1 protein-coding gene (running past one end of the window) is annotated in these 16,037 nt (G+C 52.3%); it reads right to left on the bottom strand.

Translation table 11 applies throughout. The features are described from left to right. On the bottom strand, positions 1–16,037 hold the 5' portion of the coding sequence (locus K6I41_RS03960) for a BapA/Bap/LapF family large adhesin (RefSeq protein WP_250375238.1). It extends 11,926 nt beyond the left edge of the window; only the first 16,037 of its 27,963 coding nucleotides appear in the window; its start codon is at positions 16,035–16,037; its stop codon lies off the left edge, out of view.

Raw genomic sequence — 16,037 nt, 5'->3', positions numbered from 1 at the left:
GGGAAGCTTACGACCGGTGCAACAAGGTCAACGATAAAGCCGTCTGTACCATCAAGTACATCGCCTGTACCCAAGTTACCCAAGACATCAGTGTAGCTACCGTCAGCCACGGCAATGCTTGGTGCTGTGCCTGTGCCATCTGGTGTGAACACTGCTGTCCAGGTGATGTTGTCAGTCGTAGTCAGGCCAGTCAATGTACCGCCTACCACTGTGATGTCGCTTGCATCAAAGCCTGCTACCGCCTCACTGAACGTGAAGCTGATGTTGGCATCTTCACCTGCCGCAAGTGCAAGGTCATCTGTCGTGATTGCAAGGGTTGGTGCTGTTGCATCAACAGTCACTGTGCCTGTTACCGGCGTTGAAACGTTACCTGCTACATCTGTTGCAGTCACGCTCACTGTGTGCGGGCCATCTGCCAACACTGGAAGTGTATTGTCTGCAAGCGTCCAGGTACCGTCACCATTGTTGGTCGCATTGTAGTTGATACCATCTACGGTCACCACCACAGTCGCAGCAGGATCATCGATCGTACCAGTCAACGCAGGAGTCGTATCGTTGGTCGATACATCCGGGAAGCTTACGACCGGTGCAACAAGGTCAACGATAAAGCCGTCTGTACCATCAAGTACATCGCCTGTACCCAAGTTACCCAAGACATCAGTGTAGCTACCATCAGCCACGGCAATGCTTGGTGCTGTGCCTGTGCCATCTGGTGTGAACACTGCTGTCCAGGTGATGTTGTCAGTCGTAGTCAGGCCAGTCAATGTACCGCCTACCACTGTGATGTCGCTTGCATCAAAGCCTGCTACCGCCTCACTGAACGTGAAGCTGATGTTGGCATCTTCACCTGCCGCAAGTGCAAGGTCATCTGTCGTGATTGCAAGGGTTGGTGCTGTTGCATCAACAGTCACTGTGCCTGTTACCGGCGTTGAAACGTTACCTGCCACATCCGTTGCAGTCACGCTCACTGTGTGCGGGCCATCTGCCAACACTGGAAGTGTATTGTCTGCAAGCGTCCAGGTACCGTCACCATTGTTGGTCGCATTGTAGTTGATACCATCTACGGTCACCACCACAGTCGCAGCAGGATCATCGATCGTACCAGTCAACGCAGGAGTCGTATCGTTGGTCGATACATCCGGGAAGCTTACAACCGGTGCAACAAGGTCAACGATAAAGCCGTCTGTACCATCAAGTACATCGCCTGTACCCAAGTTACCCAAGACATCAGTGTAGCTACCGTCAGCCACGGCAATGCTTGGTGCTGTGCCTGTGCCATCTGGTGTGAACACTGCTGTCCAGGTGATGTTGTCAGTCGTAGTCAGGCCAGTCAATGTACCGCCTACCACTGTGATGTCGCTTGCATCAAAGCCTGCTACCGCCTCACTGAACGTGAAGCTGATGTTGGCATCTTCACCTGCCGCAAGTGCAAGGTCATCTGTCGTGATCGCAAGGGTTGGTGCTGTTGCATCAACAGTCACTGTGCCTGTTACCGGCGTTGAAACGTTACCTGCCACATCCGTTGCAGTCACGCTCACTGTGTGCGGGCCATCTGCCAACACTGGAAGTGTATTGTCTGCAAGTGTCCAAGTACCGTCACCATTGTTGGTTGCCGGGTAATCCACGCCATCCACAGTCACTACCACAGTCGCAGCAGGATCATCGATCGTACCGGTCAACGCAGGAGTCGTATCGTTGGTCGATACATCCGGGAAGCTTACGACCGGTGCAACAAGGTCAACGATAAAGCCGTCTGTACCATCAAGTACATCACCTGTACCCAAGTTACCCAAGACATCAGTGTAGCTACCGTCAGCCACGGCAATGCTTGGTGCTGTGCCTGTGCCATCTGGTGTGAACACTGCTGTCCAGGTGATGTTGTCAGTCGTAGTCAGGCCAGTCAATGTACCGCCTACCACTGTGATGTCGCTTGCATCAAAGCCTGCTACCGCCTCACTGAACGTGAAGCTGATGTTGGCATCTTCACCTGCCGCAAGTGCAAGGTCATCTGTCGTGATTGCAAGGGTTGGTGCTGTTGCATCAACAGTCACTGTGCCTGTTACCGGCGTTGAAACGTTACCTGCCACATCTGTTGCAGTCACACTCACTGTGTGCGGGCCATCTGCCAACACTGGAAGTGTATTGTCTGCAAGCGTCCAGGTACCGTCACCATTGTTGGTCGCATTGTAGTTGATACCATCTACGGTCACCACCACAGTCGCAGCAGGATCATCGATCGTACCAGTCAACGCAGGAGTCGTATCGTTGGTCGATACATCCGGGAAGCTTACAACCGGTGCAACAAGGTCAACGATAAAGCCGTCTGTACCATCAAGTACATCGCCTGTACCCAAGTTACCCAAGACATCAGTGTAGCTACCGTCAGCCACGGCAATGCTTGGTGCTGTGCCTGTGCCATCTGGTGTGAACACTGCTGTCCAGGTGATGTTGTCAGTCGTAGTCAGGCCAGTCAATGTACCGCCTACCACTGTGATGTCGCTTGCATCAAAGCCTGCTACCGCCTCACTGAACGTGAAGCTGATGTTGGCATCTTCACCTGCCGCAAGTGCAAGGTCATCTGTCGTGATTGCAAGGGTTGGTGCTGTTGCATCAACAGTCACTGTGCCTGTTACCGGCGTTGAAACGTTACCTGCTACATCTGTTGCAGTCACACTCACTGTGTGCGGGCCATCTGCCAACACTGGAAGTGTATTGTCTGCAAGCGTCCAGGTACCGTCACCATTGTTGGTGGCTGGGTAATCCACGCCATCCACAGTCACTACCACAGTCGCAGCAGGATCATCGATCGTACCGGTCAATGCAGGAGTCGTGTCATTGGTAGATGCATCTGTGAAGCTCACAACCGGTGCAACAAGGTCAACGATAAAGCCGTCTGTACCATCAAGTACATCACCTGTACCCGGGTTGCCCACTGTATCGGTGTAGCTACCATCAGCCACGGTAATGCTTGGTGCTGTGCCTGTGCCATCTGGCGTGAACACTGCTGTCCAAGTGATGTTGTCAGTCGTAGTCAGGCCAGTCAATGTACCGCCTACCACTGTGATGTCGCTTGCATCAAAGCCTGCTACCGCCTCACTGAACGTGAAGCTGATGTTGGCATCTTCACCTGCCGCAAGTGCAAGGTCATCTGTCGTGATTGCAAGGGTTGGTGCTGTTGCATCAACAGTCACTGTGCCTGTTACCGGCGTTGAAACGTTACCTGCCACATCCGTTGCAGTCACGCTCACTGTGTGCGGGCCATCTGCCAACACTGGAAGTGTATTGTCTGCAAGTGTCCAAGTACCGTCACCATTGTTGGTTGCCGGGTAATCCACGCCATCCACAGTCACTACCACAGTCGCAGCAGGATCATCGATCGTACCGGTCAACGCAGGAGTCGTATCGTTGGTCGATACATCCGGGAAGCTTACGACCGGTGCAACAAGGTCAACGATAAAGCCGTCTGTACCATCAAGTACATCGCCTGTACCCAAGTTACCCAAGACATCAGTGTAGCTACCGTCAGCCACGGCAATGCTTGGTGCTGTGCCTGTGCCATCTGGTGTGAACACTGCTGTCCAGGTGATGTTGTCAGTCGTAGTCAGGCCAGTCAATGTACCGCCTACCACTGTGATGTCGCTTGCATCAAAGCCTGCTACCGCCTCACTGAACGTGAAGCTGATGTTGGCATCTTCACCTGCCGCAAGTGCAAGGTCATCTGTCGTGATCGCAAGGGTTGGTGCTGTTGCATCAACAGTCACTGTGCCTGTTACCGGCGTTGAAACGTTACCTGCTACATCTGTTGCAGTCACACTCACTGTGTGCGGGCCATCTGCCAACACTGGAAGTGTATTGTCTGCAAGCGTCCAGGTACCGTCACCATTGTTGGTGGCTGGGTAATCCACGCCATCCACAGTCACTACCACAGTCGCAGCAGGATCATCGATCGTACCAGTCAACGCAGGAGTCGTATCGTTGGTCGATACATCCGGGAAGCTTACAACCGGTGCAACAAGGTCAACGATAAAGCCGTCTGTACCATCAAGTACATCACCTGTACCCAAGTTACCCAAGACATCAGTGTAGCTACCGTCAGCCACGGCAATGCTTGGTGCTGTGCCTGTGCCATCTGGTGTGAACACTGCTGTCCAGGTGATGTTGTCAGTCGTAGTCAGGCCAGTCAATGTACCGCCTACCACTGTGATGTCGCTTGCATCAAAGCCTGCTACCGCCTCACTGAACGTGAAGCTGATGTTGGCATCTTCACCTGCCGCAAGTGCAAGGTCATCTGTCGTGATTGCAAGGGTTGGTGCTGTTGCATCAACAGTCACTGTGCCTGTTACCGGCGTTGAAACGTTACCTGCTACATCTGTTGCAGTCACACTCACTGTGTGCGGGCCATCTGCCAACACTGGAAGTGTATTGTCTGCAAGGGTCCAGGTACCGTCACCATTGTTGGTGGCTGGATAGTTCACACCATCCACAGTCACCACCACAGTTGCTGTCGGATCATTCACTGTACCAGTGAGTGCTGGTGTGCTGTCATTGGTCAACACATCATCGAGCGCAACCACAGGTGCAGTAATGTCCGCAGACACCACGCCTGAACCTGGCAATGAAGTATTGCCTGCAGGGTCAGTTGCTGTTGCGGTAACCGTTTGACCATCCGTCAAGTCACCTGGGTTTGGTACTGACCAGCTGCCGTCTGTACCTGCAACCACAGTTGCTGTCGTACCGTCAGGGAAGCTTACAGTCACGGTTGAACCCGGTTCTGCTGTACCTGTTACTGGATCAGTCGCATTGATTGGATCAAGGACCGGTGCATTTGGTGCAGTGGTATCCACTGTCACCACAGCAGTATCCGTACCCACATTGCCTGCTGCATCTGTTGCAGTCACGGTAATCGTGTGTGGACCGTCTGTTAATGCTGGCAGTGTATTGTCTGCAAGGGTCCAAGTGCCGTCACCATTGTTGGTCGCTGGATAGTTCACACCATCCACAGTCACCACCACAGTTGCTGTCGGATCATTCACTGTACCAGTGAGTGCTGGTGTGCTGTCATTGGTCAACACATCATCGAGCGCAACCACAGGTGCAGTAATGTCCGCAGACACCACGCCTGAACCTGGCAATGAAGTATTGCCTGCAGGGTCAGTTGCTGTTGCGGTAACCGTTTGACCATCCGTCAAGTCACCTGGGTTTGGTACTGACCAGCTGCCGTCTGTACCTGCAACCACAGTTGCTGTCGTACCGTCAGGGAAGCTTACAGTCACGGTTGAACCCGGTTCTGCTGTACCTGTTACTGGATCAGTCGCATTGATTGGATCAAGGACCGGTGCATTTGGTGCAGTGGTATCCACTGTCACCACAGCAGTATCCGTACCCACATTGCCTGCTGCATCTGTTGCAGTCACGGTAATCGTGTGTGGACCGTCTGTTAATGCTGGCAGTGTATTGTCTGCAAGGGTCCAAGTGCCGTCACCATTGTTGGTCGCTGGATAGTTCACACCATCCACAGTCACCACCACAGTTGCTGTCGGATCATTCACTGTACCAGTGAGTGCTGGTGTGCTGTCATTGGTCAACACATCATCGAGCGCAACCACAGGTGCAGTAATGTCCGCAGACACCACACCTGAACCTGGCAATGAAGTATTGCCTGCAGGGTCAGTTGCTGTTGCGGTAACCGTTTGACCATCCGTCAAGTCACCTGGGTTTGGTACTGACCAGCTGCCGTCTGTACCTGCAACCACAGTTGCTGTCGTACCGTCAGGGAAGCTTACAGTCACGGTTGAACCCGGTTCTGCTGTACCTGTTACTGGATCAGTCGCATTGATTGGATCAAGGACCGGTGCATTTGGTGCAGTGGTATCCACTGTCACCACAGCAGTATCCGTACCCACATTGCCTGCTGCATCTGTTGCAGTCACGGTAATCGTGTGTGGACCGTCTGTTAATGCTGGCAGTGTATTGTCTGCAAGGGTCCAAGTGCCGTCACCATTGTTGGTCGCTGGATAGTTCACACCATCCACAGTCACCACCACAGTTGCAGTCGGATCATTCACTGTACCAGTGAGTGCTGGTGTGCTGTCATTGGTCAACACATCATCGAGCGCAACCACAGGTGCAGTAATGTCCGCAGACACCACGCCTGAACCTGGCAATGAAGTATTGCCTGCAGGGTCAGTTGCTGTTGCGGTAACCGTTTGACCATCCGTCAAGTCACCTGGGTTTGGTACTGACCAGCTGCCGTCTGTACCTGCAACCACAGTTGCTGTCGTACCGTCAGGGAAGCTTACAGTCACGGTTGAACCCGGTTCTGCTGTACCTGTTACTGGATCAGTCGCATTGATTGGATCAAGGACCGGTGCATTTGGTGCAGTGGTATCCACTGTCACCACAGCAGTATCCGTACCCACATTGCCTGCTGCATCTGTTGCAGTCACGGTAATCGTGTGTGGACCGTCTGTTAATGCTGGCAGTGTATTGTCTGCAAGGGTCCAAGTGCCGTCACCATTGTTGGTCGCTGGATAGTTCACACCATCCACAGTCACCACCACAGTTGCTGTCGGATCATTCACTGTACCAGTGAGTGCTGGTGTGCTGTCATTGGTCAACACATCATCGAGCGCAACCACAGGTGCAGTAATGTCCGCAGACACCACGCCTGAACCTGGCAATGAAGTATTGCCTGCAGGGTCAGTTGCTGTTGCGGTAACCGTTTGACCATCCGTCAAGTCACCTGGGTTTGGTACTGACCAGCTGCCGTCTGTACCTGCAACCACAGTTGCTGTCGTACCGTCAGGGAAGCTTACAGTCACGGTTGAACCCGGTTCTGCTGTACCTGTTACTGGATCAGTCGCATTGATTGGATCAAGGACCGGTGCATTTGGTGCAGTGGTATCCACTGTCACCACAGCAGTATCCGTACCCACATTGCCTGCTGCATCTGTTGCAGTCACGGTAATCGTGTGTGGACCGTCTGTTAATGCTGGCAGTGTATTGTCTGCAAGGGTCCAAGTGCCGTCACCATTGTTGGTCGCTGGATAGTTCACACCATCCACAGTCACCACCACAGTTGCTGTCGGATCATTCACTGTACCAGTGAGTGCTGGTGTGCTGTCATTGGTCAACACATCATCGAGCGCAACCACAGGTGCAGTAATGTCCGCAGACACCACGCCTGAACCTGGCAATGAAGTATTGCCTGCAGGGTCAGTTGCTGTTGCGGTAACCGTTTGACCATCCGTCAAGTCACCTGGGTTTGGTACTGACCAGCTGCCGTCTGTACCTGCAACCACAGTTGCTGTCGTACCGTCAGGGAAGCTTACAGTCACGGTTGAACCCGGTTCTGCTGTACCTGTTACTGGATCAGTCGCATTGATTGGATCAAGGACCGGTGCATTTGGTGCAGTGGTATCCACTGTCACCACAGCAGTATCCGTACCCACATTGCCTGCTGCATCTGTTGCAGTCACGGTAATCGTGTGTGGACCGTCTGTTAATGCTGGCAGTGTATTGTCTGCAAGGGTCCAAGTGCCGTCACCATTGTTGGTCGCTGGATAGTTCACACCATCCACAGTCACCACCACAGTTGCTGTCGGATCATTCACTGTACCAGTGAGTGCTGGTGTGCTGTCATTGGTCAACACATCATCGAGCGCAACCACAGGTGCAGTAATGTCCGCAGACACCACACCTGAACCTGGCAATGAAGTATTGCCTGCAGGGTCAGTTGCTGTTGCGGTAACCGTTTGACCATCCGTCAAGTCACCTGGGTTTGGTACTGACCAGCTGCCGTCTGTACCTGCAACCACAGTTGCTGTCGTACCGTCAGGGAAGCTTACAGTCACGGTTGAACCCGGTTCTGCTGTACCTGTTACTGGATCAGTCGCATTGATTGGATCAAGGACCGGTGCATTTGGTGCAGTGGTATCCACTGTCACCACAGCAGTATCCGTACCCACATTGCCTGCTGCATCTGTTGCAGTCACGGTAATCGTGTGTGGACCGTCTGTTAATGCTGGCAGTGTATTGTCTGCAAGGGTCCAAGTGCCGTCACCATTGTTGGTCGCTGGATAGTTCACACCATCCACAGTCACCACCACAGTTGCTGTCGGATCATTCACTGTACCAGTGAGTGCTGGTGTGCTGTCATTGGTCAACACATCATCGAGCGCAACCACAGGTGCAGTAATGTCCGCAGACACCACGCCTGAACCTGGCAATGAAGTATTGCCTGCAGGGTCAGTTGCTGTTGCGGTAACCGTTTGACCATCCGTCAAGTCACCTGGGTTTGGTACTGACCAGCTGCCGTCTGTACCTGCAACCACAGTTGCTGTCGTACCGTCAGGGAAGCTTACAGTCACGGTTGAACCCGGTTCTGCTGTACCTGTTACTGGATCAGTCGCATTGATTGGATCAAGGACCGGTGCATTTGGTGCAGTGGTATCCACTGTCACCACAGCAGTATCCGTACCCACATTGCCTGCTGCATCTGTTGCAGTCACGGTAATCGTGTGTGGACCGTCTGTTAATGCTGGCAGTGTATTGTCTGCAAGGGTCCAAGTGCCGTCACCATTGTTGGTCGCTGGATAGTTCACACCATCCACAGTCACCACCACAGTTGCAGTCGGATCATTCACTGTACCAGTGAGTGCTGGTGTGCTGTCATTGGTCAACACATCATCGAGCGCAACCACAGGTGCAGTAATGTCCGCAGACACCACGCCTGAACCTGGCAATGAAGTATTGCCTGCAGGGTCAGTTGCTGTTGCGGTAACCGTTTGACCATCCGTCAAGTCACCTGGGTTTGGTACTGACCAGCTGCCGTCTGTACCTGCAACCACAGTTGCTGTCGTACCGTCAGGGAAGCTTACAGTCACGGTTGAACCCGGTTCTGCTGTACCTGTTACTGGATCAGTCGCATTGATTGGATCAAGGACCGGTGCATTTGGTGCAGTGGTATCCACTGTCACCACAGCAGTATCCGTACCCACATTGCCTGCTGCATCTGTTGCAGTCACGGTAATCGTGTGTGGACCGTCTGTTAATGCTGGCAGTGTATTGTCTGCAAGGGTCCAAGTGCCGTCACCATTGTTGGTCGCTGGATAGTTCACACCATCCACAGTCACCACCACAGTTGCAGTCGGATCATTCACTGTACCAGTGAGTGCTGGTGTGCTGTCATTGGTCAACACATCATCGAGCGCAACCACAGGTGCAGTAATGTCCGCAGACACCACGCCTGAACCTGGCAATGAAGTATTGCCTGCAGGGTCAGTTGCTGTTGCGGTAACCGTTTGACCATCCGTCAAGTCACCTGGGTTTGGTACTGACCAGCTGCCGTCTGTACCTGCAACCACAGTTGCTGTCGTACCGTCAGGGAAGCTTACAGTCACGGTTGAACCCGGTTCTGCTGTACCTGTTACTGGATCAGTCGCATTGATTGGATCAAGGACCGGTGCATTTGGTGCAGTGGTATCCACTGTCACCACAGCAGTATCCGTACCCACATTGCCTGCTGCATCTGTTGCAGTCACGGTAATCGTGTGTGGACCGTCTGTTAATACAGGCAGTGTATTGTCTGCAAGGGTCCAAGTGCCGTCACCATTGTTGGTCGCTGGATAGTTCACACCATCCACAGTCACCACCACAGTTGCTGTCGGATCATTCACTGTACCAGTGAGTGCTGGTGTGCTGTCATTGGTCAACACATCATCGAGCGCAACCACAGGTGCAGTAATGTCCGCAGACACCACGCCTGAACCTGGCAATGAAGTATTGCCTGCAGGGTCAGTTGCTGTTGCGGTAACCGTTTGACCATCCGTCAAGTCACCTGGGTTTGGTACTGACCAGCTGCCGTCTGTACCTGCAACCACAGTTGCTGTCGTACCGTCAGGGAAGCTTACAGTCACGGTTGAACCCGGTTCTGCTGTACCTGTTACTGGATCAGTCGCATTGATTGGATCAAGGACCGGTGCATTTGGTGCAGTGGTATCCACTGTCACCACAGCAGTATCCGTACCCACATTGCCTGCTGCATCTGTTGCAGTCACGGTAATCGTGTGTGGACCGTCTGTTAATGCTGGCAGTGTATTGTCTGCAAGGGTCCAAGTGCCGTCACCATTGTTGGTCGCTGGATAGTTCACACCATCCACAGTCACCACCACAGTTGCTGTCGGATCATTCACTGTACCAGTGAGTGCTGGTGTGCTGTCATTGGTCAACACATCATCGAGCGCAACCACAGGTGCAGTAATGTCCGCAGACACCACGCCTGAACCTGGCAATGAAGTATTGCCTGCAGGGTCAGTTGCTGTTGCGGTAACCGTTTGACCATCCGTCAAGTCACCTGGGTTTGGTACTGACCAGCTGCCGTCTGTACCTGCAACCACAGTTGCTGTCGTACCGTCAGGGAAGCTTACAGTCACGGTTGAACCCGGTTCTGCTGTACCTGTTACTGGATCAGTCGCATTGATTGGATCAAGGACCGGTGCATTTGGTGCAGTGGTATCCACTGTCACCACAGCAGTATCCGTACCCACATTGCCTGCTGCATCTGTTGCAGTCACGGTAATCGTGTGTGGACCGTCTGTTAATGCTGGCAGTGTATTGTCTGCAAGGGTCCAAGTGCCGTCACCATTGTTGGTCGCTGGATAGTTCACACCATCCACAGTCACCACCACAGTTGCAGTCGGATCATTCACTGTACCAGTGAGTGCTGGTGTGCTGTCATTGGTCAACACATCATCGAGCGCAACCACAGGTGCAGTAATGTCCGCAGACACCACACCTGAACCTGGCAATGAAGTATTGCCTGCAGGGTCAGTTGCTGTTGCGGTAACCGTTTGACCATCCGTCAAGTCACCTGGGTTTGGTACTGACCAGCTGCCGTCTGTACCTGCAACCACAGTTGCTGTCGTACCGTCAGGGAAGCTTACAGTCACGGTTGAACCCGGTTCTGCTGTACCTGTTACTGGATCAGTCGCATTGATTGGATCAAGGACCGGTGCATTTGGTGCAGTGGTATCCACTGTCACCACAGCAGTATCCGTACCCACATTGCCTGCTGCATCTGTTGCAGTCACGGTAATCGTGTGTGGACCGTCTGTTAATGCTGGCAGTGTATTGTCTGCAAGGGTCCAAGTGCCGTCACCATTGTTGGTCGCTGGATAGTTCACACCATCCACAGTCACCACCACAGTTGCTGTCGGATCATTCACTGTACCAGTGAGTGCTGGTGTGCTGTCATTGGTCAACACATCATCGAGCGCAACCACAGGTGCAGTAATGTCCGCAGACACCACGCCTGAACCTGGCAATGAAGTATTGCCTGCAGGGTCAGTTGCTGTTGCGGTAACCGTTTGACCATCCGTCAAGTCACCTGGGTTTGGTACTGACCAGCTGCCGTCTGTACCTGCAACCACAGTTGCTGTCGTACCGTCAGGGAAGCTTACAGTCACGGTTGAACCCGGTTCTGCTGTACCTGTTACTGGATCAGTCGCATTGATTGGATCAAGGACCGGTGCATTTGGTGCAGTGGTATCCACTGTCACCACAGCAGTATCCGTACCCACATTGCCTGCTGCATCTGTTGCAGTCACGGTAATCGTGTGTGGACCGTCTGTTAATGCTGGCAGTGTATTGTCTGCAAGGGTCCAAGTGCCGTCACCATTGTTGGTCGCTGGATAGTTCACACCATCCACAGTCACCACCACAGTTGCTGTCGGATCATTCACTGTACCAGTGAGTGCTGGTGTGCTGTCATTGGTCAACACATCATCGAGCGCAACCACAGGTGCAGTAATGTCCGCAGACACCACGCCTGAACCTGGCAATGAAGTATTGCCTGCAGGGTCAGTTGCTGTTGCGGTAACCGTTTGACCATCCGTCAAGTCACCTGGGTTTGGTACTGACCAGCTGCCGTCTGTACCTGCAACCACAGTTGCTGTCGTACCGTCAGGGAAGCTTACAGTCACGGTTGAACCCGGTTCTGCTGTACCTGTTACTGGATCAGTCGCATTGATTGGATCAAGGACCGGTGCATTTGGTGCAGTGGTATCCACTGTCACCACAGCAGTATCCGTACCCACATTGCCTGCTGCATCTGTTGCAGTCACGGTAATCGTGTGTGGACCGTCTGTTAATGCTGGCAGTGTATTGTCTGCAAGGGTCCAAGTGCCGTCACCATTGTTGGTCGCTGGATAGTTCACACCATCCACAGTCACCACCACAGTTGCTGTCGGATCATTCACTGTACCAGTGAGTGCTGGTGTGCTGTCATTGGTCAACACATCATCGAGCGCAACCACAGGTGCAGTAATGTCCGCAGACACCACACCTGAACCTGGCAATGAAGTATTGCCTGCAGGGTCAGTTGCTGTTGCGGTAACCGTTTGACCATCCGTCAAGTCACCTGGGTTTGGTACTGACCAGCTGCCGTCTGTACCTGCAACCACAGTTGCTGTCGTACCGTCAGGGAAGCTTACAGTCACGGTTGAACCCGGTTCTGCTGTACCTGTTACTGGATCAGTCGCATTGATTGGATCAAGGACCGGTGCATTTGGTGCAGTGGTATCCACTGTCACCACAGCAGTATCCGTACCCACATTGCCTGCTGCATCTGTTGCAGTCACGGTAATCGTGTGTGGACCGTCTGTTAATGCTGGCAGTGTATTGTCTGCAAGGGTCCAAGTGCCGTCACCATTGTTGGTCGCTGGATAGTTCACACCATCCACAGTCACCACCACAGTTGCAGTCGGATCATTCACTGTACCAGTGAGTGCTGGTGTGCTGTCATTGGTCAACACATCATCGAGCGCAACCACAGGTGCAGTAATGTCCGCAGACACCACGCCTGAACCTGGCAATGAAGTATTGCCTGCAGGGTCAGTTGCTGTTGCGGTAACCGTTTGACCATCCGTCAAGTCACCTGGGTTTGGTACTGACCAGCTGCCGTCTGTACCTGCAACCACAGTTGCTGTCGTACCGTCAGGGAAGCTTACAGTCACGGTTGAACCCGGTTCTGCTGTACCTGTTACTGGATCAGTCGCATTGATTGGATCAAGGACCGGTGCATTTGGTGCAGTGGTATCCACTGTCACCACAGCAGTATCCGTACCCACATTGCCTGCTGCATCTGTTGCAGTCACGGTAATCGTGTGTGGACCGTCTGTTAATACAGGCAGTGTATTGTCTGCAAGGGTCCAAGTGCCGTCACCATTGTTGGTCGCTGGATAGTTCACACCATCCACAGTCACCACCACAGTTGCTGTCGGATCATTCACTGTACCAGTGAGTGCTGGTGTGCTGTCATTGGTCAACACATCATCGAGCGCAACCACAGGTGCAGTAATGTCCGCAGACACCACGCCTGAACCTGGCAATGAAGTATTGCCTGCAGGGTCAGTTGCTGTTGCGGTAACCGTTTGACCATCCGTCAAGTCACCTGGGTTTGGTACTGACCAGCTGCCGTCTGTACCTGCAACCACAGTTGCTGTCGTACCGTCAGGGAAGCTTACAGTCACGGTTGAACCCGGTTCTGCTGTACCTGTTACTGGATCAGTCGCATTGATTGGATCAAGGACCGGTGCATTTGGTGCAGTGGTATCCACTGTCACCACAGCAGTATCCGTACCCACATTGCCTGCTGCATCTGTTGCAGTCACGGTAATCGTGTGTGGACCGTCTGTTAATGCTGGCAGTGTATTGTCTGCAAGGGTCCAAGTGCCGTCACCATTGTTGGTCGCTGGATAGTTCACACCATCCACAGTCACCACCACAGTTGCTGTCGGATCATTCACTGTACCAGTGAGTGCTGGTGTGCTGTCATTGGTCAACACATCATCGAGCGCAACCACAGGTGCAGTAATGTCCGCAGACACCACACCTGAACCTGGCAATGAAGTATTGCCTGCAGGGTCAGTTGCTGTTGCGGTAACCGTTTGACCATCCGTCAAGTCACCTGGGTTTGGTACTGACCAGCTGCCGTCTGTACCTGCAACCACAGTTGCTGTCGTACCGTCAGGGAAGCTTACAGTCACGGTTGAACCCGGTTCTGCTGTACCTGTTACTGGATCAGTCGCATTGATTGGATCAAGGACCGGTGCATTTGGTGCAGTGGTATCCACTGTCACCACAGCAGTATCCGTACCCACATTGCCTGCTGCATCTGTTGCAGTCACGGTAATCGTGTGTGGACCGTCTGTTAATACAGGCAGTGTATTGTCTGCAAGGGTCCAAGTGCCGTCACCATTGTTGGTCGCTGGATAGTTCACACCATCCACTGTCACCACCACAGTTGCAGTTGGGTCACTTACCGTACCTGTTAAAGGCGGTGTACTGTCATTGGTTAATAGATCATTAAGAGCGACTGTCGGTGCAAGCGCATCCACAATACCTGTTGCAGGTCCTGATGTATTGCCTGCAGGATCTGTTGTAACTGCCGTAACTTCATCACCATCATTAAGACCTGGATTCGGCACAGTCCAACTACCATCCGGTCCTGCTACAACGCTTGCTGTACTACCGTCAGGATAAGTCACTGTTACTGTTGAACCAGGTTCTGCTGTACCTGTAATCGGGTCTGTCCCGTTAACCGGGTCAATCACTGGCACATTCGGTGCAGTGGTATCCACTGTCACCACAGCAGTATCCGTACCCACATTGCCTGCTGCATCTGTTGCAGTCACGGTAATCGTGTGTGGACCGTCTGTTAATGCTGGCAGTGTATTGTCTGCAAGGGTCCAAGTGCCGTCACCATTGTTGGTCGCTGGATAGTTCACACCATCCACAGTCACCACCACAGTTGCAGTCGGATCATTCACTGTACCAGTGAGTGCTGGTGTGCTGTCATTGGTTAATAGATCATTAAGAGCGACTGTCGGTGCAAGCGCATCCACAACACCTGTTGCAGGTCCTGATGTATTGCCTGCAGGATCTGTTGTAACTGCCGTAACTTCATCACCATCATTAAGACCTGGGTTTGGCACAGTCCAACTACCATCCGGTCCTGCTACAACGCTTGCTGTACTACCGTCAGGATAAGTCACTGTTACTGTTGAACCAGGTTCTGCTGTACCTGTAATCGGGTCTGTCCCATTCACCGGATCAATTACTGGTGCATTTGGCGCTGTGGTATCTACTGTATAAGTTTGCGTATCTTTAACAGTGCTGCTATTACCTGCTGCATCTGTAAACGTTACAGTAGCATCAATAGTTTGATCTGGATCTGCTTTTAAACCACTACCCGGTACACTTACACTCCATGTACCCGCATCCTTATCTACTATCGCATTATAAGTCACACCATTGATTACAACGGTCACAACAGTATTTGCTGCATCTGCTGGAATGTTTTTCAAAATACCAGTAATCGTGACATTACCTGCTGCTTCTGAGGCATTAAGTACATTATCAGATGTAACTGAATTAACAGAGAAAGTTACCCCATCTGTATTTGGTGGAGTAGTATCGGTAGGTGTTGAAGAGTCATTATTACTATCATGGTTCGATGCTGCTGCGATAATACCACCCGCAACTAATGGGATAGCCCACAGCCATGGGTTTATGCCGCCATCGTGATAAAGCAATGGTTCAATTGAAGAAATAGGCTGATAAATGACATCAGACACCAACTCTTGTGGTGCCTCTGCTGGTAAAGCAGCTGGTAAATCTTCAGCTACGAGTGCTTGTGGCTCAACATCACTGTCGGCATCAGCATCCGCGTCTGCGTCCGCGTCTGCATCATTTTCAGCATCTTTGAATTTTGCCCAGATTAACTGTCCATTTTCGTCTTGAAAAACAAGGCTGTTATCTTTAGGCTCAGCTGTTCCACTAAAAAAGCCTTCAATAACAATTGTCTCGCCATTTTTAAGGCGAATGACTGCATTGGTTCCCTCCCTATTCACTACCAATACATCACTGGCAGCCACTTTTACCAATACAACCGATGCTTCTGTAAGCGATGCGGAAGTTCCCTTGATGGTTGACAAGGTGTCGTGACTATCCTTGGCAATAATTTGTATTTCAGGCAT

Source organism: Acinetobacter sp. AS23 (assembly GCF_023612055.1).
In the GTDB taxonomy this organism is placed as follows: Bacteria; Pseudomonadota; Gammaproteobacteria; order Pseudomonadales; family Moraxellaceae; genus Acinetobacter; species Acinetobacter oleivorans.
The sequence above is the reverse complement of the archived record's forward strand: the minus strand, read 5'-3'. Positions and strand labels throughout refer to the sequence as shown.